Here is a 19,929-nt window from a genome sequence, read left to right on the forward strand (position 1 = left end):
TTATATGACAGTCAACGAACAAGCACCTATTCAACAACTCATTCAGGCCAGCCGCCGCATTCAATTGGCCTTGCGGATCACCGCGGGGACCTGGCTGGCCGCATTGGTCATTGCGATTATTCAACAGATAATGATCAGCACCAAGCAGGGCGGTCAATTACCATTGATCTTTGTCATCTTCATTGAAGCCTGCTTAGTCATCACCACTGGCGGCACCTTGATCATGTTTGCCCGGCGGCAAAAAATTGTCCAACGGGTATGGCATATTTTACCCGAAGATCAATTGCGTTCCGTGGCGAAGGTCGCCGATCCGATTACGGGGGTGACTGATTTGGGCACCCATTATTTAGTCACCGCACCTTTAGCATCCATCACGATTGCCAAGGATTCGACCCAGATCGAAATCGATCCCGCCGCCACCCAGTCCACCTACCGTCAGCAAAGCAGCTATTTCAATGCCCATCACTTGGAACGCTGGCTCCAGCCTGTGGGTGTGGATGCGAAAACTTTCCTCGCGGCGCTCCCAGATGATCGGTACGAAGCGTTAGTGGATGCAGACCATCAAACGGACATCTTGCATTTGACCACGGCGGATTATGATCGGTTGCAAAAGGCCGCCGAAAAATAAATCTGTTTCATTTTTAAAATTGCCTGACTTGTTGATACGACCCGTATCCGCAGGTCAGGCAATTTTGTTCTGTTCCATTGAAAAAAATATCTGTTATAGTCGTTGAAATTGAAAACGAGTCCATTTTTCATTTGTGAAATACGCTCGAACAAGGTCTGAATAGCCTTATGACGAGTTTGTGAAATTAAATGTTAACAGCATTTTTCGGCTGTTATCTCCCGTTTTCACGCTATTTACATTGTTATTCAGAGGCGTTATGGTAATTGTGAAATCAATCGTAATCAGGAGATGTCATTCATGACAGTTGCATTGAAAAAGGTTTATAACGCAGATCAAAACGTCGCTACAGAAGTGAACGATTTAGTTGCCCAGGCCCAACACGCTTTTAAAGAATACCAACAATTTGATCAAGCCCAGGTGAATGCGATTTGCCAGGCTGTGGTTAACGCCGCTATCGCTCATTCCCGCGCATTGGCTTTCTTAGCCTGGAAGGAAACTGGCCGGGGTAATGCCGAAGATAAAGCGATCAAGAATATTTATGCCAGTCAATATATTTGGAACAACATCAAAGATGATAAGACTGTCGGCAAGATTGCTGAAGATCCGGTTCATGGACTGACGACGTATGCCGAACCTCTTGGCGTCGTGGCTGGCGTCACACCTGTCACGAACCCCACTTCGACAGTCATCTTCAAGATTTTGATGGCCTTAAAGACCCGCAATGCGATTATCTTTGGCTTGCATCCCCAAGCCCAACAATGTGGTGCCGCCACGATCAAAGTATTGAGCCAAGCAGCGACGAATGCCGGTGCGCCAGAGAATTTGATTCAATACATCCATCAACCGAGTATCGAAGCCACTAGCGCTTTAATGAATAATCCCCAAGTGGCCATTGTCTTAGCCACTGGCGGTCCAGGTATGGTCAAGGCCGCTTATTCCACTGGTAAACCGGCCTTGGGCGTTGGCCCCGGTAATGCCCCGGCCTATATTGAAAAGAGTGCCGATGTCCATGCTGCGGTCAGCGACATTATGCTGAGCAAGACCTTCGACAACGGCATGATCTGTGCCTCTGAAAACAGCATTGTTATTGATGCCGATATTGAAGACAAAGTCAAAGCCGAATTCACCAAACAAGGGGCTTACTTTGTGCCCGCTGAAGATGTGCAAAAGCTGTCTGATGCCGTCATTGATCCAGAACGCCATACCGTCCGTGGTCCGATTGCTGGTCAATCAGCTGAAAAGATCGCTAAGCTAGCCGGTATCAAAGTACCTGCCGGAACTAAAGTATTAATTGCTGCCATCAGCGGCATTGGTGTGAATTATCCGCTGTCCGGTGAAAAGCTGTCGCCGGTATTATCCATGTATCGTGCCAACAATGAACAGGCCGCCTTCAATATTTGCTTGGCCCTGCTCAATTACGGCGGCCTGGGCCATACGGCGGCACTGCACACGAAAAATAAGCAAGTTATCGCCGACTTCGGTCAAAAGATGCCCGCCTGCCGGATTCTGGTCAACCAACCCGCATCTTTGGGCGGTATCGGCGGTTTATTCAACGCCTTAACGCCGTCGTTAACGTTGGGTACTGGTTCTTACGGCAAGAACTCAATTTCCCACAACTTATCTGATAAAGACTTGTTAAACATCAAGACCGTGGCCACCCCAACACGGCACCCGAATGATTTGATCAATGAGTTGCGCGGCGTGATCCGGCGCCAGCAGCTTTGATTTAGGGAATATAGGATAGATTAAAGGACCGTCTGCAGAGGAATGACTGCGGGCGGTCCTTTTTGGGTTTTCTTAGGTGGGGGGCAAGCAATTGCCGCTTCTAACCGGTCGGCTGCGCCCTCTTTCAAATCGTCACATCGATTGCAGCATCTTGTACTGCGCATCGTACAAATCATAGTACGCGCCATGTTCTGCCATCAGCGTGGCATGACTGCCCCGTTCCACAATTTCACCATGATCGATCACAAAAATCTGATCAGCATTTTGAATCGTGGATAGCCGGTGAGCGATGATGAAACTCGTTCGGCCCTTAAGAAGGGCATTCAATCCTTGCTGCAATAAAATCTCTGTTTGGGTATCGATCGCCGCTGTGGCCTCATCTAGAATGAGGATGCGCGGATCGATCAGCAGCGTCCGGGCAAAGGCAATGAGTTGCCGCTGGCCAGCGGAGAGGGTGGACCCCCGCTCCTGCAGTTCCGTGTGATAACCGTCTTTCAAGTGGCGGATGAAATCATCGGCACGGACTACCTTGGCTGCGGCAATCACTTCTTCCTCGGTGGCGTCCAATTTACCATAGCGAATGTTATCCAGAATTGTCCCAGAAAAAATGAACGTATCCTGGAGCATGACTCCCATTTGCTGGCGCAGCGACTTCAGTGTGACTTGATTGATGTTTACCCCGTCAATCAAGATTTCGCCATCCGTGACGTTGTAGAAGCGCGACAGTAAATTAATCACCGTAGATTTACCCGCACCAGTGGGGCCGACTAGCGCGATTGATTGCCCCGGTGTCGCGTGGAAAGACACATGTTGTAAGATCATCGGCCCGTTTTCCTCATACTTGAATGAGACATCATTAAACCGCACATCGCCCTTAATAGGTGGCAGGGCGAAGGCATCTGGGGCATCTTCGATCTCGGGCTTTTCATCCAGCGTTTCAAAAATTCGCTCCAGATAGGCCGTGGCGGTAATGAGGGAATTATAGAAATTACCGATGTTAATGACGGGGTTCCAGAAGTTGTTGATGTAGCCGATGAATGCAATCAGTGTCCCGGTAGTCACCGCCACGCCGATACGGTTGACCCCGACGAAATAAATCAGTGCTGTGGTCATGATGGCAATGTTTTGCACGCCTGGCCACAGGGCAAATTGGATCTTCACCGCGTGCATCCAGGTGGTGCGGTATTCCTCTGACACATCGGCAAAGCGCTTGGCGGCGTTATCCTCCTGAGCAAAGCCTTGGGTGACCTTGATGCCGGCGATACTTTCATGAATATAGGCGTTCAGGTTCGACTGTTTGTTGCTCAGAACCTGATAGGCTACCCGCTGCTTGTTTTTGATAACCCAGGCCCAGATGAACAGAATTGGTAACAGCACCATACTGTATAGCGTGAGTTTCCAGTCAATAAAGAACATGAAGACCAAGGTCACGATGAGACTGATCAAATCCGAGATGAGGTTGATCAACCCATTGCTGAGCAGATCGGACAAAGTGTTAATGTAGTTGACCACACGAATCAGGATCTTGCCGTGGGGGCGGGAATCAAAGTAAGAGAAGGGCAGTTCTTGGAGGTGGTTAAAAATATCGGAGCGCATATCCCGCAGCATGTCCTGGCCGATTTCTGTGATCGCCCAGATGCGATAGCGCATGCAAAAGAATGCGATGATCAGGGTCACCAGGAAGATACCGGCAATCAGCCACAATTGACCCATATCACGATTGGGAATGGCGGAGTCAATGGCCACCTTGGTCAAATACGGGCCCATGATCACGGCGATGTTGGCCACTAAGATGCTGGCTAACACCACGAGCAGGCGGCGCAGGTAAGGCTTCAAGTATTTCCCTAACCGCTTGTAGTAGGACCAGTTAAATTCCTGTTCTAATGTTTCGTCTTCTTGGTACGTATTGCGTTTGGCCATGCCGCTCACTCCTCTCCCGGGGCCACGCCTAGTGCGCCCAGTTGTTTTTGATAGGTGTCAAAGTAATACCCGTGTTTCGCCAGTAACTCATCGTGAGTGCCGCGCTCGATAATGCGGCCGTGCTGGAGCACGATGATTTGATCGGCTTGGCGAATGGAAGAAATCCGGGTCGCAATGATAAATGTGGTTTTGTCCGCGGTGATGCGCCGCAGTTCTTTTTGAATCTTTGCTTCGGTTTCCATGTCCAAGGCAGATGTGGTGTCATCGAGAATTAGGATGGCCGGGTCTTTGACCAAGGCCCGGGTCAAAGAAATCCGCTGTTTTTGACCACCGGATAAGCCCACGCCTCGTTCACCCACCACGGTGTCGTATCCCGCTGGCATATCGGTGATGAAGTCTTCCGCGTCGGCCACATCTGCCATGGCGTGAATGAAGCCCGGATCCGCTTGGCGATTACCGTAATTGATGTTGTCTTTAATCGTATCGGAAAAGAGAAATTGGTCCTGCATGACGATCGTGACTTGATCCCGCAGTTGGCGGACCGGATAGTCCTTGGCATTTTTACCATCAATCAATACTTCTCCGCTGGTGGGATCGTAAAAGCGGGTGATCAAGTTCATCAGGGTGGATTTCCCAGACCCCGTTTCTCCAAGGATACCCATGGTTTGACCTGGTGCGACTTGGAAATTAATGTCGTGGAGCACCGGCTGAGTTGGATCGTCGGCATATTCGAAGTTCACATGGCGAAATTCTACCGTGCCATGAATTTTTTCGTAATGATCGGCGTTGTTGACAGGAATCTGCGATTTGGCCCCGAGCATCTGGCGGATCTTAATGGTGGCGGCGGAAAAACGTTGCATATCGTTGATCAGCCAGCCACTCATCCGCATTGGCTGATTCAGCATCCACAAAAAACCGTTGAAAGCGACCAAGTCGCCCAAGGTCATCTGCTTGGTGATGACAAAATAACCGCCGAGAAGCAGCGCGATGACGGTCAAAATGGATGCGAGAAAATCAAGAACGGGCAAATACCGGCGGGAGACTGCCGCCGAAGCCATATTGCGCTGCTTGTAATCGTCATTCAGTTTATCGAATTTCTGAATTTCGTAGGGCTCTTGAGTAAAGGCCTTCACGACCCGGTTGCCCGAGATGTTTTCTTCGACCATCGAATTGAGCCGGGAGAAACTTTGGCGGATTTGGAAGAAGACCGGGTGAGCGGCCTGGCTCATCTTAATTGTTAAAATTCCAATTAACGGTGTGACCGCTACCAGCGCCAGCATCAGCGGCCAGGAAATGGTGCTCATCACCACAACGGCAGTAAAAAACCAGAGCACACATTCAATGACTTGGTAGGAGACCCACGAAACAAAGTGACGAATAGCGTCCATATCGCCGGTCATCCGGGCCATGATATCGCCAGTGCGGACGGTATTGAAGAAGTTAAAATCCAAGGATTGCAGCTTGTTAAAAAGGTCTTTACGCACATCATAAAGCGTATTTTGGCCGACCCGCTCACATAGGATTTGGTATGTATAACGCATCAGCGTGCGTACCAGGGTGGTGCCGATCATGACGGCCAGCATCCAAGGCAGCCGTTCCGTGTGGCCTTGGTTGATGACTTGGTCAATGATGGCCCCGCCCAGCAGCGGTACCACAATGATCCCCAGGCTGTTGCCAATGATTAGGATGGCGGCCAGCCACATTTTGCCCTTGTAACGCCGGGCATACCGCCAGATCCATTGATATGGATTCATGATGAATTATCCTCCCGTATTTGTGCAAAAATCAGTGCGAAATAATGACTACGAGCTATTATGCGGGAGAATCAACAGAAGAGAATGGAAAGATTTGACCATAACAATGGAGTATTTTGTCGACCTGACTTTTTCAAACAAATGTTGTGTTGGAATTGCCAATAGGAGAAAATTAAGCGCATACGAAATTTTGGAGGTAATTGAATGTCTCTTGAGAATCACAACACAGCCGCTGACTGTCCATTTTGCCATCTTGCACCCGCACAAATCGTGTTGGCCAACGACCTGTGTGTCGCCTTCTTTGATCGTTCCCCAGTGAATCCAGGGCACTTGTTGATCATTCCCAAGGCCCATCGGCGGGATTGGTTTGCCATGACGGATGTGGAAAGGCAAGCCATGGCGGCGTTACTGGAAGAAGGCAAGGCATTACTTGCCGCTCGGTTTCAACCAGATGGGTACAACATCGGTCTTAATTGCGGGGCAGCGGCTGGCCAGACGGTTTTCCATTGCCACTGCCATCTGATCCCGCGCTATGTTGGGGATATGTCCGATCCCCGGGGCGGAGTGCGCGGGGTGATTCCCAGCCGTCAAAGAACCGCAATAAGCCAGCAGGCGAAAGCGCTATAATGAAGATATCAATGTAGAAAGATTGTGGTGAGCCATGTTGGATTTGGCCGGCTCCGTACCGGAAATACTCTACGTTTTTCCCTATACGAATCACAAACCAGGCACCAGCCCCTACCATCAGCATGATTTTCCTGAAATTTCGATCATGGTCCAGGGGTGTGCCGATTATCGGATTGCAGATCGCTATTACCACATTACTCAAGGGCAGGTGCTGGTGTTTAATCCCCACACCTGGCATCAAGAAACTCAGCCAGTGGGGACGAGCAGCGAACAGGTGCACATCGGTTTCCGCCATTTTGTGCTGCCCGGGATCGGCAGCGATCAGCTGCCCTTCGCCAGCAGTGTCATTGATTTAGGCACTCAGCAAACGGCATTCTTTAATGTGGTTGATCAGCTGATTCAAGAAAGCAGTCAGCAGGCATTGGGAAAATTGCTCTTGGAACAATCGCTGGTCACTACACTGTTAGTGTATTTATTGCGGGCGCTGCCCGAGAACGCGGTGGCCGACGATCAGATTCTGGGCGGTGAAGAGTCGCCGGCAGAAAGCCAAGCTGTTGTGACTCAAGCCCTCTATTATTTGAACGCCCATTACGCCGAAGATGTTTCCTTAGCCCAGTTAGCCGCCGATCTGCATGTCAGCAGTGCCCATTTATCGCGGCTGTTTAAAACTGTGGTCGGCCAAACGCCGAGCAATTATCTCACTGATATCCGCATGCGCCGGGCTGCCCAGTTGTTGCCTAACGACACGCTCACGATTAAAGAAGTGGCCGGTCGGGTCGGGTATAGTGACCCCCTCTACTTCTCTAAGTTGTTCAAAAAGTATTTTGGCCGCTCTCCCTCCGCACAAAGGTAAAATTCTTGTAAAAGGGAGAAAACCCCATAGGGACGTGCTTTCATTCCCGAATGGCATGGGATTTTACAAAATATAGTTCGGGTTTTTACACATCCTTTACAATTAAACCGTTGTACAAACCGCGTTTTTTTCGTATAATACGAACGAATTGAAAAATAAGTGCGGGCCGCTCGGGGATGACGTGATAATCGGCCGACCCGCACACAAACCTGTGGAGGGGTTACTTTCATGAAGTCCTGGAAAAAGCTTGCCCTCACTGCCTTAGCTGCAGTGAGCGTGTTCACCCTGGCCGCTTGCGGCAATAGCAGCAAGAGCAGCAGTGCCAGCAGTAAGAGCAGCAGCGGTTATACACCCAAGAGTCTGAATGTCCAATTCGTACCGTCGTCTCAAGCCAATACGATTGAAGCCAAGGCGAAGCCACTGGCTGGATTGTTGCAAAAGGAACTGAAGATTCCGGTTAAGGTTACAGTTTCAACGGACTATAACACTATCGTTGAAGCCATGGGTTCAAAACAAGTGGATGTCGGTTTCCTGCCGCCTGATGGCTATGTATTAGCCCACAAGCAAGGGTACGCCGATGTATTGCTCCAAGCTGAACGTTACAAGATCGTGCAACCCGGCGGCCGTAACGGCACCACATTGACCAACACGTATCGTTCGATGATCGTGGTCAAGAAGGGTTCCAGCATCAAGTCTTACAAGGATCTCAAGGGCAAGAAGATCGCCGTCCAGGATGTGACTTCATCCGCCGGTTATATCTGGCCTTCTGCAGAATTAAAGCAAAAAGGGATCGACGTGCAAAAGGACGATACATTGGTGACCGTGAAGGGCCATGATCAGGGCGTGTTGTCAGTCTTGAACGGTGATACAGATGCCGCTTTCGTCTTCGAGGATGCCCGTAACTTGGTTAAAAAAGATGATCCCGATATCATGACCAAAGTCTTACCAATCTACTTCACCAAGCCCATTCCCAACGATACGATCTCTGTTCGTTCTGATATGAGTGCCGCTTTCCGCAAGAAGTTAAGTGCGGCCTTCATCAAGATTGCTAAGACGAAGAAGGGCCACGAAATCATCTCCACTGTGTACAGCCACGAAGCGTATGTGCCGTCTAAGGACAGTAACTTCGACATTGTGCGGCAGTATGAGAAGATTGTTGGCGACAATAAGAAATAACCTGATTACTAGGCTCAGTTGATTGTCTGCGTACGGGCGTTTGAGTGCGGGTTCTTCACTGCGCTTGGCCCTGTAAACGGGCGGAGCCAACGAGAAGCGTAGATAACAAGAGCGCAGCGACATAAAACCTAAGTACAGGTTTTCTGTCACTGCGCTCTTGTGTTTATGGTTCTTCGTAAACGGGCTGCGCCGACCAGGGGCTAGGGCACAGGACAGGGCAGACATAAAACCTAAGACCGGGTTTTCTGCCTGCCCTGTCCTGTGCCTACGCCCCTAAACGGTCGGCGCAGCCCTCTAGCATTTTTATCGTTTTTAAGGCATTATACTCATAGGTAAGTGCAGCTTTATACATTCATCTAGAAAGAGGACACTTAGCATGGCTGAACAGCAAGTACCGAGTACCACAGCGGCGCCACAGGAGCCGATCATTCAGTTCGATCACGTGTCAAAAGTATACGATAACGGCGCGTTAGGTTTAAAAGACATCAATCTCAAGATTTATCCCGGCGAATTCGTCGTCGTGATTGGTCTTTCCGGAGCCGGGAAGAGTACTCTGATGCGGTCGGTGAATCGACTTCACGATATTACGTCTGGCGATATTCAAATTGGTGGTCGCTCGATTACGAAGGCTAAAGGCAAGGAATTGTTGGAAATCCGCCGGGGTATCGGCATGATTTTCCAGAACTTTAATTTGGTGAAGCGGGCTTCCGTATTGCGCAATGTCCTCACCGGCCGGGTTGGTTACTATCCCACCTGGAAAATGATTTTTGGTCTCTTTTCACCAGAAGATAAACAACGGGCATACGAGTCATTGCAACGCGTGGATTTAGGCGATAAGGTCTACGCCCGTGCAGACGAATTATCCGGCGGCCAGCAGCAGCGAGTTTCCATCGCCCGGGCGTTGACCCAAGATCCACAGATTATCTTGGCAGATGAACCGGTGGCCAGTTTGGATCCGCAAACCACCCGTCACGTCATGGATGACTTGAAGCGGATTAATGAGGAACTGGGGATCACGGTCCTAATCAACTTACACTCTGTGGATTTGGCCAAGGAATATGGCTCTCGGATTGTGGGAATTCGGGCGGGGGAGAAAGTCTTCGATGGTCCTGTGGCCACCGCGGATGATGCGACGATCTCAGAGATTTATTCCGGTAAGGATACTGAGAAGGAGGGCGCCTAATCATGGCAGACCGCAAAATGGCGGCGCCGCAGATGACGCTGCCCAAAAAGCCGTTTGGTTGGGAAAAGCTGATTGTGACGATTCTGATGATCGCCGGGATTCTTTGGTCAGCCGGTGAAACAAACGTCGACATTCCCATGTTCTTTGCCAATTTTGATCAGTTTATGAAAATATTTGATCAAATGATGAGTCCGGACTGGTCTTACACCAGCTATGTGATTGCCCCTTTAATTGAAACGATCAAAATGGCTGTGATCGGTACGACCATCGGCGCTTTAGTGGCTGCGCCATACGCGTTCCTGGTGTCCCGCAATATTATTCAGAATCGGTTTGTCACCGGTATTTTGCGCTTCATCTTGAATATTATTCGAACGATCCCGGATCTGTTGTTGGCAGCACTATTCGTCGCAGTGGTTGGGATTGGTCCTGTCGCGGGTATTATTACCCTGGCGATTTTCACCTTCGGCATGGTCGGCAAACTGTTCTATGAAGCGGTGGAAACCATTGACGAAGGGCCGATTGAAGCCCTCACCGCCAGTGGGGCGAATAAATGGGAAATTGTACGTTACGCCGTGATTCCCCAAGTGAGTTCCTATTTTGTCAGTTACTTCCTGTATGCCTTTGAAATCAATGTCCGGGCGTCTACGGTGCTGGGGTACGTCGGTGCCGGTGGTATCGGGGTATTCTTACAGCAGGCACTGGGTCAGTTCCGTTACGATCGGGTGTCGATCATGGTCTTGGTTATTTTTGCAGTCGTCTTAGTCATTGACTATGTATCATTGAAGACGCGGGAGGTGCTGATGTAATGGATGCCACAAATAAGAAATTGCCGCCTCGTGAGCGGAAAAATGAATGGCCCAAGTATTTAGCCTGGGCATTTGTCGCAGCATTGATTATCTGGGCGTTTGTGGGCATGCCGGCATTTGCCATTAAGCCTAACGCCGGTCAAATCGGCGGCTCGATTATGTCCGGTATTTTCCATCCAGATTGGGCGTATGTATACCGCGGCGATGGGGAAGACTTGGTGTCCACCTTACTCCAAACTATCGCCATCGCCTTTATCGGGACGTTCATTTCTGCCATTGTCAGTCTGCCCTTTGCCTTCTGGGCAGCGAACACCAAGCATGAGTTTTGGCTGGTCACCCGCAGCGGCAAGTTCTTGCTGACAGCGATTCGGACCTTCCCAGAAATTGTGCTGGCGTTAATGTTCATCAAGGCTGTTGGTCCCAGCGCCTTTGCCGGGGTCTTGGCAGTCGGGTTCCACTCAGTGGGGATGTTGGCCAAACTGTTCTCAGAGGCTATTGAAAACTTGGATAATGGGGCCGGTGAGTCGGTCACTTCGGCTGGGGGTACACGGATGGATGTCACGATGTTGGCCACCATTCCCCAGTTATTACCGGAACTGATTTCCAATACCCTGTATCGATTTGAACTGGCCATTCGGTCGGCATCGATCTTAGGTATTGTCGGCGCCGGTGGTATCGGGACCCCGTTAATCTTTGCCATTTCCGCACGGGCCTGGTCCCGGGTCGGGATTATCCTCTTAGGGATTGTCATCATGGTCACTCTAGTGGACTTTATTTCCGGTTCCATTCGAAAGAAATTGATTTAAAATGAAAAAGCTTAAGAACCGCTTGGACGCATACAGTGATGCCGTGATTGCCATCATCATGACAATCATGGTGCTGGATCTGACGCCAGTGTTGCGTAATAGTATTCCAGCCTACATGGGTCTGCTCAAGGAGATTGGAATTTATTTCATCAGTTTTGCACTGGTGGCCAATATGTGGTATCAGCATGCCACTGCCTTTAGTGAAATTGACGATATGACTTATCGCATCATGTTGTACGACTTTTTGTTTCTGGCGGTATTGTCGTTAATGCCCTTGGCCACCAATATGATGGCCTCGAACACGACTCGAATTACGGTGATGGCGTATGGCGTATTGAATATTGTCATGTCGTTTTGTTTCCGCCTATTGGCTAAAGCAGTGATTCATTTCCGGTACACGGATAAATCTAAAATGCGGCAGGTTTACGGTAAAATTTATGGTGCCCAAAACCCAATTTTGTTCATTTGGAATTTGGCCTTGCTGGTGATTGCTTGGTTTTTCCCACAAATTGCGGTTTGGTTCTATCTATCTTATCCCGTCCGGGACTTGCTGTTTAATGGTACTACCCGGCAGCAAATGAACGATGCGGCACAACTGACTCCAGATCAGCGGTCGCAGTATTTGCAGTTGACACCGGAACAAATGCGGGCATTTCAGCAACAAGTGCAAAAACAGCGCCGTCAGCAGCGGGCAGATGGGAAAAAGGCCAAACCCCAGGATTGGTCGCAAACACTGCAGCAATGGCTGGATGGTCGGGTGGCCAATGATGAGTCCGCACCGACGACGGACAAGGGGATGGATGTCGGTCGGCAGATGACTCGGGAACAGTGGCAGGCGTTTGCGATGGCTCATTTGGCTAAAGATCCACGGGTCAAAGAAGTACAGCATCGGTTGCGGGATTATACTCGGCGACAGCGGCAAGCGCAGGATCAATCAAAATCTGACGATAAGCAGAATCAAACAAAGTGAGGATGCAAAAATCAAATGGGGAGAAAGAAACGAATTTGGTTGTTGGGCATTGTCGTGTTACTGATTGCTGCGGGGGGATTCTTTTGGCATCAGCACACAGTGCACCAACAAGCGATGACTGCCCGTCAAGAAGCAGTGCGGCAGCGTCGATCACGGCAGCAGCGGGCGGCGGCGAGCAGTAAACGGCGGGCGGCCAGTGAGAAAAGGGCGGCGGTTAAAAAAGCTGCCGTTGATCCCACCAGTACAGACCGGATTCCGCTGGATCGCTGGCACCAGGCCGATGCGCCAGTCAATTTGCCGATTTTGATGTATCACGACATTGATGTGGGTAATACCTTGAAGATGCCAGCGGATCAATTACGCAATCAGCTCAACTGGCTGAAGCAGGCGGGGTATTATGAACTCACGCCAGCAGAAGCGTATGTGGTGTTGAAAGAAAATAAAGTACCCCAGGACAAACTCGTTTGGATCACGTTTGATGATGGCTATCGCTCAATGTATACCCCGGGCTTACAGATCTTCAAAGAAACCAAATCCCGGGTCACAATCAATGAAATTAGCGGCGCGATTAATGCCCACTGGAATCTGACGAAAGCGATGATTAACGAGATGCAACAGGCTGGGGTGGATTTTGCCTCGCATACCGTCAGTCATTTGGAATTGAATAAGTTACCCGATGTGCGCCAACAAAGTGAACTGGCCGATTCCCGCAGGGTTCTGGGAGAAATATTAGGTACCGCGCCCAATACCATTGCTTATCCTTCCGGTCGTTATAATGCGAACACATTGCGATACGCTGCGGCGGCGGGGTACCAGCTTGGTTTGACCACCGCGCCGGGATTAGCCACCGCTAGTCAGGGCCTGCTCAGTTTACGGCGGGTGCGTATCAATCCCGGACTGGGACAGCAAGCCTATTTACGCCATGTCCAAACTGGCTATTGACGCCAGGGGCAGATTAATTATATAGTATCTTAGTATATGTGCGGAAAGGGGGACGATCTCGTGTCACAAAATACCCACACAGGTGTTTCCAGCAATCGCCGGCCAGTATCTCGGGATGGCGCTAAGAAACGCGTAAAGCATACCACTGAAATCTTGGAATTTTTAGCTAAACGGGCTAAGAATGAAGACAAGTAATGAATTGATTAAGGCATGTTGACCGTGAGTCGACGTGCTTTTTTCTTGTCGTTTTTTTCGTTATAATGGCGCGGAGTATTTACAAATCACAAGAAATTGGGGAATGATTCATGCGGTTGCGGAATAAGCTGGTTATTATTTTTGGGGCGTTAATCCTTTTAGGCGGTGGTGGAGCTGTCTTGTGGCGGTATTTATCCCAGGCCAACCGTACGGCGGAAAGTCGGGTTGTCAAGAAAAAACAGTCGTCTCAGCGGTCGGCGGCTAAGCGGTCAAACCGAGCGTCTGCCGCCCACAGCACTAGTGCCAAAGAAGCCAGTCTGTCATCTGTTCCCACTGACGGAGAAAATCATATTACAAGTGCTAATGCGTATACGTATGATCCGGCGGCGGTCCGGGAAAAAATGGCGCAACGAGCCACGCCAGGTGAACAAAAAGTCGTTTTCTTGACCTTTGACGATGGTGTCAATACGAAGATGAGTCCACGGGTCTTAGCTGTTTTGAAACAATTCGGGGTCCACGCGACTTTCTTTGTCGTGGGCGATACGATCAATGCCCAGACTGCACCAATATTGAAGCAGGAATATGATGAGGGCAACGGCATTGGCATCCACAGCTTCACCCACGTGTACAGTACCCTCTACCCTAAGCGTAAAGCCAATCCCACAGCAATTTATAACGAAGCAATCAAATCACTCACCGCCATGCGCGGCGTGCTGGGTCAACAATTCATGACCCACGCCTGGCGTTATCCTGGCGGTCACATGTCCTGGCAAAACTTGGCCGCCGCGGATGCCGATTTAGCCAAGTTAAGAATGACCTGGATGGATTGGAACGCAGCGGTCGGCGATGCCCTCGGTGCGGCCGCCCCGAAAAACGTGTCGGCCTCAATGAAATACCATGCCGCCTCACTCAATGTCTATCCCAATAGCGCCTACCGCGTCGTCCTCATGCACGATGCCGAAGACAAGAACGTCACTTTACAAACCCTCCCTAGCATTATTCAGTATTACAAAAACAACGGGTATCGTTTTGGTATTCTAGGTTAAAAAGGGGAGCAGTTGTGGCACCCGCATGTTAGTGATAAGTGCGGAGTGATCGGAGGTGGGATGGGGCTCAGCTGTTAGGCAACTTTGAAACCGCGTACCTCAGCGGGTTCAAAGCGCCGTCACAGCTTGCTACGCCTGCGGCTTCGCACTTTCTGCGCTTCGCAGCCCCAGCCCACCGGAGATCGCGCAGCACTTATCACGACGTTCGCCCCTTTTTCCTTAAATAAATGCACCATTGGCAAAAATTATGTCTAAAAGTTAAATCCAATGCTTTCCCATTTTCCGATATGATATAGACAAGCATTCTCAGAATGGGGTCTGAGAAAATGGGGGAGGTGCACCAATGACGGTAATTGGAATTGATTTTGGCACAGCCAATTCTTTAGTGGGATATTTCGATGGTCAAGCACCACGTATTATCCCCAATGAATGGGGCGCAGAAGTGACGCCCACAGTGGTGAATGTGGATGAAACCGGACAAGTCACCGTGGGGGCGGTGGCCCAAAGCCGGGGAATTTTAAACCCAGACGCCACCGCTGCCAACTTCAAATCGTTGTTGGGGACAGCAAAACAGTATCATTTACGAGACCGGCAGTTCACGCCGACTGAGTTGACTGCGTTAGTACTTAAGAGTCAACGGATCAGTGCTGAACGCTATTTGCACGAGACAATTAGTGAGGCAATTGTGAGCGTCCCGTCGTATTTTGACAATCAGCAACGCGATGCATTAATTCAAGCGGCACAGCTGGCTGGGTTAACGGTCATGAAGCTGGTCTGTGATCCAGTGGCAGCGCTGGCGGCCAGTGGGATTTCAGCGGATCAAGAAAGTCGGGTCTTGGTGGCGGACATGGGTCGAGACCGGTTTACAGTGAGCGCCGTGCATACGATTGGCAAAACGCGGCAAGTGACCGCCCAAGCCACCGTCAATCACTTGGGCGGCGCTGATTTCACCCAAACACTAGTCGATGATTTCATTGTGCAAAAGGGTTTGTCAGAGTTGGATGCGGCAGCTTATATGCAAATCGCCACCCAAATGGAAATTATCAAGCGGGGACTTCATTTTACAAATCAGGAAACTGTCTTTTTAACTGTGCGTGGAGATGAATATACATATACGTTAACCGCGGAACATCTGAGCAAAATATTTGCGCCGTTGATCGATATTTTGACTGAGCCCTTTGCGACTGTCTTGCATCGGGTGGGCTGGCAGTTGGCCGCGGTGGATAAAATTGTATTTAGCGGCGCCGGCGGTGAATTTCCAGTCATTCAGCAACATGTGCGCACACTGCAGGGCAATTTGAGCATTGTCAGTGATACGCCTGGCGATCGGGTGGCATTGGGCGTGGCAGCGTTAGCTGGCATGCCGTTGCAAGACTTGATGCGACCGGAAATGATCTTGACGCCCACAGCCGCTCATTCTTATGGGATTCAAACTAGGCGGAAAACTTTTGCGGGTTGGTTAACGGACGGGTTTGTGCCGCTGATTGAACGCGGCCAGCCGCTCCCTGTTGAAAAGACAGTGAAGCTGGCCACGAATCCAGCGGATACTGAAGTATTTATCCCCATCTTTTTGGGGGAAAGCATGCATAATCGCAACAATCTGCAAATTGGTGAATGTCACCTGCAAAAGCATCCGCAAGCTAACGAATTAATCGTCATTACGTTCCGATTGGCTGCCGATGGGGAGTTGCAGATCTTGGTGAGCAATGAAGCCACGGATGAATTGACTCAGCAGACGATCGAGGTCACCCCGACGGTGGTCAATCAACCCGTGGATCAAGCCACTGTGCAGCGGGTAAATGCCTTCGCCGTACCGCAAAAGAACGAAGAGGAAGACCAATTGATTTTGACGCAACTGGAACGTTTAGCTAATGAAAATAATGGCGCCATTCGTCAACAGTTTGAAAACAAACGACGGCAGCTCATTCAACTATTGGCTGATCACAATCCGGCGGCCATTGCTAAGTACCGCCAGGAATTTGACGCTTTTTTGCGGGACATGCAAAGCGAATATATCCTTTAGAGAACACAGAATAAGGCCTTGAATCCGTAAGTGGACTCAAGGCCTTATTTTTTGATGGTGTGGTCAGTTTACTGTTCGATATTTTGGACTTCAATTGGGGTATTGCCTGGCACGAGTGACCGCAATTCTTTTTGAATCGTGGGCAGCGCCTGGGAAAACGATAATTGAATCCGCTGCTGGGCATTGGTCACAAAAATTGCGACTACCCGTTCTTTGCCGTTGGGTAAAGTGAGTGGGATCAGCGTGATACCGGCTAACCGATCGTATTGGACCGTCGCGGAAAAGAAGCCGCTGTTAACCAGCCGCTTGTCGCCGATACCGCCGACACCGGCTTGAATGCAGTTTAATATGAACGCTGATAAACCGACGATAAACAGCCATTTATCAATTTGATCTAGTCCGAGCGTACCGACGGAGCCAAAGGACATGATGAGCAGTCCCATCAATAACGGCCACAAATTGTAGCGAGACCGAATGACGATCTGTCCCTGCCAATAGATAGCGACGAGGCAGCCGATGAGAAGCATCGCGTCGATGGCGAACATGAGTGTTGTCCAAATCATTATCGTTTTTCACCCTTTACTAATTTCGTGAATAGTATATCACAGTGCTCATGTTCACCCTATGGACTTTAGAATGAGATATGTGAGCAAAAAAGGGGACTGGGATAAAATTTCAGCTTGGGAGCCGTGCCAATGCTGCGCAATCTCCGGTGAAATGGGGCTGGAACGTGGTGACGGCGCTTGAAGCCCGCAAAGTACGCGGTCTTCAAGACGCCTAACCACATCAGTGCGCAAAGTGCGCGCACTGTGTGGTTCCCACCACTGAGCCCCATTTCACCTCCGATTGCTCCGCATTGGCACTACACTCGTCAAGATTTGAAACTTTATCCCAGTCCCACTTACATTCGTGGACTTTGAGACAGAAGATGATGTTTAGGCGTTATTGTCTGCTAAGAAGTCAGTTAATGGTGTGAGGCCTTGGGCTTGGTACTTGGCCACGAAGGCGTCAACAGCTGCGGGGTCTTGGGTCTTTTTGTCTAAGACTAATTGTTCCACTGGCAGCGGTCGGTCATTAGCGATGTGAACATCAATGACAACAGGGCCCTTGGCATTCTTGGCCTGAGCAAAGGCATCACGTAATTCTGCCAGGGTGTGTACTGTGAAGCCAGTCGCCCCCATGGCTTTAGCCGCTAAGCCGAAGTCAGCATCTTGCAAAGCAACGCCGGAGTGAGGTTGTTTGGTGTCATCTTGTTCTGCTTCGATGAAGCCCAAGGAATCATTAGACAAGATCACGTTGATGATGGGCAAGTTATATTTTACTTGGGTAATGATATCCTGCATCACCATTGTGAAGCCGCCGTCACCGGAGATGGACCATACTTGACGATCTGGATACTTGGTTTGCGCACCGATAGCGGCAGGGACACCATAACCCATGGTGGCATACCAGGCCGAGGTGGTGAAGCGTTGTTGATCATGCATCTTCAAGAACCGATAGCCATCAATCGTGACGTTGCCGACATCCACTTGGAAGATGGCATCGTCAGTGGCCATGGCGTTGATTTCTTTGAAAATGGGTTCAACGCGCAACGGTGTACGATCATCATCAGCAAAGCTGTCGACCCATTTCGTCCAGTTAGCCCGGTTGGCCAAAGTCGCCTTATACCAGCCATCTTCCGGCCATGCAGCAATCTTTTCTCTTAAGGCTTGAATCGTCTTCGTGGCATCGGCCAAAATAGCCAAATCAACATGATGGCGGCGAGTGAACTTCGTGTTATCAATATCCACCTGGATATATTTGGCATCTGGCTTGATAAAGTACGGCTGGAATGGCATATCCGTACCAATCGCTAACACGGTGTCGGCTTGGCCCATGGTTTCTACCCCGGGTTTGGTGGCGACCCGGCCAGCTGCGCCTTGATAAGCAGGATAGTCATCTGGGACGATTCCCTTAGCAATGGCACTAGACATGATCGGTGCGTGCAGTTTTTCGGATAGGGCAATGATATCTTTACCGGCGCCCTTAGCACCTAAACCAAAGTAAATCAAAGGACGTTTGGCATTGGCGAGAATCTCCGCCGCTTTTTCAATCAATGCAGAATCTGGTTCTGGCAGGATCGGTTTCTGGAAAGTATAAGCCGAGCTGACATAATTATCGTCAATTTGCTGCCAGCCCAGATCCTTAGGAATGGTCACCACGGCCACCCCAGAGTGCCGGTAAGCTTGGCGAATGGCCTCATCCACGACCGCAGGCATTTGCTGTGCTGTCATGACGGTCCGGTTGTAAACAGACACGTCCGCAAACATTGGGTTTTCGTTCATTTCTTGGAAGTAAGATGTATTCATGGCCCCCGTCGGTACTTGGCCGACTAATGCCAACACGGGAACATGGTCATATTGGGCGTCATAAAGACCGTTCAATAAATGCACAGCGCCAGGCCCGGCTGAACCAAAAGTGGCCGCAATCTGACCTGAGACCTTCGCTTGCCCGGCTGCTGCTAACGCCCCGACCTCTTCATGCCGTACCTGAATGTAGTGCATTCGGTCCCGCAAATTATAAAGGGCGTTCATCGTGGAATCGAATGAACCGCCCGGTAAACCGTAAATCGTATCGATCCCCCAATCGAGCAATACCTTGATCATCGCATCGGATGCATTAATTTTATCCGCCATGTTAAAAAAGCCTCCCTCAAATAATGGTGTATCTCTTACTCGCGGCACTTACTATCAAAAAATAAGTAAAGTGCTTACATGTTTATGGTAAAGCATGGAGGGAGAGAAGGCAAGAGAAAAGTACCAGAGGGCAAAGCCGACCGGTTAGAAGCGGCGTCAGAAGACCGGGGCGGCAGAAAAACCCGCGCTTAGGTTTTTTTGCCGCCCCGGTCTTCTGACATAGCTTCTGGTCGGCTTTGCCCGTTTACGGAGGTGGTGTTGGTTCTTAATCCGCATTTTTCCATTCCTTCGTATACGTGAAGTGGCGGGCCTAAAAGCGTACTGCGAGGTTTTCCACGCGCTGTCAAAACGGGCTCCGCCGACCAGGGGCTAGAGCGCAAGAGCGAAGGCACATAAAACCTAAGGGCGGGTTTTCTGCGCCTTCGCTCTTGCGCTTACGCCCCTAACCGGTCGGCTCCGCCNAGCGCAAGAGCGAAGGCACATAAAACCTAAGGGCGGGTTTTCTGCGCCTTCGCTCTTGCGCTTACGCCCCTAACCGGTCGGCTCCGCCCTCTGTCCTTACAATTCCGTTATTTGCCCCTCACCCGCGCCAACGCTTAT

At 50.2% G+C, this 19,929-nt stretch carries 17 protein-coding genes; 13 read left to right on the forward strand and 4 right to left on the reverse strand.

Annotated features, from left to right (window positions below):
- Window positions 1-4 precede the first annotated feature (4 nt).
- Window positions 5-628 (forward strand): hypothetical protein, encoded by a 624-nt coding sequence (locus FD09_RS04460; RefSeq protein ID WP_057818756.1) that lies wholly within the window; start codon window positions 5-7, stop codon window positions 626-628.
- Between the two features lie 297 nt (window positions 629-925).
- Window positions 926-2,353, forward strand: a complete 1,428-nt coding sequence (locus tag FD09_RS04465; protein WP_057818758.1) for an aldehyde dehydrogenase family protein — start codon at window positions 926-928, stop codon at window positions 2,351-2,353.
- Between the two features lie 132 nt (window positions 2,354-2,485).
- Here the strand turns inward: FD09_RS04465 and FD09_RS04470 are convergent, their stop codons facing one another.
- Entirely contained in the window at window positions 2,486-4,273 is a 1,788-nt protein-coding gene (locus FD09_RS04470; RefSeq protein WP_057818760.1) for an ABC transporter ATP-binding protein, read from the reverse strand.
- A 5-nt stretch (window positions 4,274-4,278) separates the two neighbouring features.
- Window positions 4,279-6,027 (reverse strand): ABC transporter ATP-binding protein, encoded by a 1,749-nt coding sequence (locus FD09_RS04475; protein WP_057818762.1) that lies wholly within the window; start codon window positions 6,025-6,027, stop codon window positions 4,279-4,281.
- Between the two features lie 204 nt (window positions 6,028-6,231).
- On the opposite strand from FD09_RS04475, the gene FD09_RS04480 reads away from it, so the two are divergent.
- The 11 genes from FD09_RS04480 to FD09_RS04525 all read left to right on the forward strand — a co-directional run bounded on the left by FD09_RS04480 (window position 6,232) and on the right by FD09_RS04525 (window position 16,654).
- On the forward strand, window positions 6,232-6,654 hold the full coding sequence (locus FD09_RS04480) for an HIT family protein (RefSeq protein WP_057818764.1): 423 nt from the start codon (window positions 6,232-6,234) through the stop codon (window positions 6,652-6,654).
- Window positions 6,655-6,688: 34 nt separating this feature from the next.
- On the forward strand, window positions 6,689-7,507 hold the full coding sequence (locus tag FD09_RS04485) for an AraC family transcriptional regulator (RefSeq protein ID WP_057818766.1): 819 nt from the start codon (window positions 6,689-6,691) through the stop codon (window positions 7,505-7,507).
- 228 nt (window positions 7,508-7,735) lie between these two features.
- Window positions 7,736-8,683, forward strand: a complete 948-nt coding sequence (locus tag FD09_RS04490; RefSeq protein ID WP_057818768.1) for a phosphate/phosphite/phosphonate ABC transporter substrate-binding protein — start codon at window positions 7,736-7,738, stop codon at window positions 8,681-8,683.
- Between the two features lie 376 nt (window positions 8,684-9,059).
- Window positions 9,060-9,866, forward strand: coding sequence for a phosphonate ABC transporter ATP-binding protein (gene phnC / locus FD09_RS04495; RefSeq protein WP_057818770.1), 807 nt, complete (start codon window positions 9,060-9,062; stop codon window positions 9,864-9,866).
- Window positions 9,867-9,883: 17 nt separating this feature from the next.
- Entirely contained in the window at window positions 9,884-10,672 is a 789-nt protein-coding gene (phnE, locus tag FD09_RS04500) for a phosphonate ABC transporter, permease protein PhnE (protein WP_057819032.1), read from the forward strand.
- Window positions 10,672-11,478 carry a phosphonate ABC transporter, permease protein PhnE gene (phnE, locus tag FD09_RS04505; protein WP_057818772.1) on the forward strand — a complete coding sequence of 269 codons (807 nt, stop codon included), beginning with the start codon at window positions 10,672-10,674 and terminating at the stop codon, window positions 11,476-11,478. The genes phnE (FD09_RS04500) and phnE (FD09_RS04505) overlap by 1 nt, the downstream gene beginning before the upstream one ends.
- Before the next feature lies 1 nt (window position 11,479).
- Complete coding sequence (locus tag FD09_RS04510; RefSeq protein WP_057818774.1) at window positions 11,480-12,448, forward strand: TMEM175 family protein; 969 nt, start codon at window positions 11,480-11,482, stop codon at window positions 12,446-12,448.
- 15 nt (window positions 12,449-12,463) lie between these two features.
- Window positions 12,464-13,390 (forward strand): polysaccharide deacetylase family protein, encoded by a 927-nt coding sequence (locus FD09_RS04515; RefSeq protein WP_057818775.1) that lies wholly within the window; start codon window positions 12,464-12,466, stop codon window positions 13,388-13,390.
- 60 nt (window positions 13,391-13,450) lie between these two features.
- Window positions 13,451-13,585: a hypothetical protein gene (locus tag FD09_RS16895; protein WP_268873281.1), complete on the forward strand. Its 135-nt coding sequence runs from the start codon at window positions 13,451-13,453 to the stop codon at window positions 13,583-13,585.
- Between the two features lie 110 nt (window positions 13,586-13,695).
- On the forward strand, window positions 13,696-14,631 hold the full coding sequence (locus tag FD09_RS04520; protein WP_057818777.1) for a polysaccharide deacetylase family protein: 936 nt from the start codon (window positions 13,696-13,698) through the stop codon (window positions 14,629-14,631).
- Between the two features lie 343 nt (window positions 14,632-14,974).
- Window positions 14,975-16,654: an Hsp70 family protein gene (locus tag FD09_RS04525; RefSeq protein WP_057818779.1), complete on the forward strand. Its 1,680-nt coding sequence runs from the start codon at window positions 14,975-14,977 to the stop codon at window positions 16,652-16,654.
- A 68-nt stretch (window positions 16,655-16,722) separates the two neighbouring features.
- Here the strand turns inward: FD09_RS04525 and FD09_RS04530 are convergent, their stop codons facing one another.
- Both FD09_RS04530 and spxB read right to left on the reverse strand, forming a co-directional pair.
- Entirely contained in the window at window positions 16,723-17,217 is a 495-nt protein-coding gene (locus FD09_RS04530) for a hypothetical protein (RefSeq protein ID WP_057818781.1), read from the reverse strand.
- 372 nt (window positions 17,218-17,589) lie between these two features.
- Window positions 17,590-19,329 carry a pyruvate oxidase gene (gene spxB, locus FD09_RS04535; protein WP_057818783.1) on the reverse strand — a complete coding sequence of 580 codons (1,740 nt, stop codon included), beginning with the start codon at window positions 19,327-19,329 and terminating at the stop codon, window positions 17,590-17,592.
- Window positions 19,330-19,929 lie beyond the last annotated feature (600 nt).

The organism is Schleiferilactobacillus perolens DSM 12744, assembly GCF_001435585.1.
Classification (GTDB): domain Bacteria; phylum Bacillota; class Bacilli; order Lactobacillales; family Lactobacillaceae; genus Schleiferilactobacillus; species Schleiferilactobacillus perolens.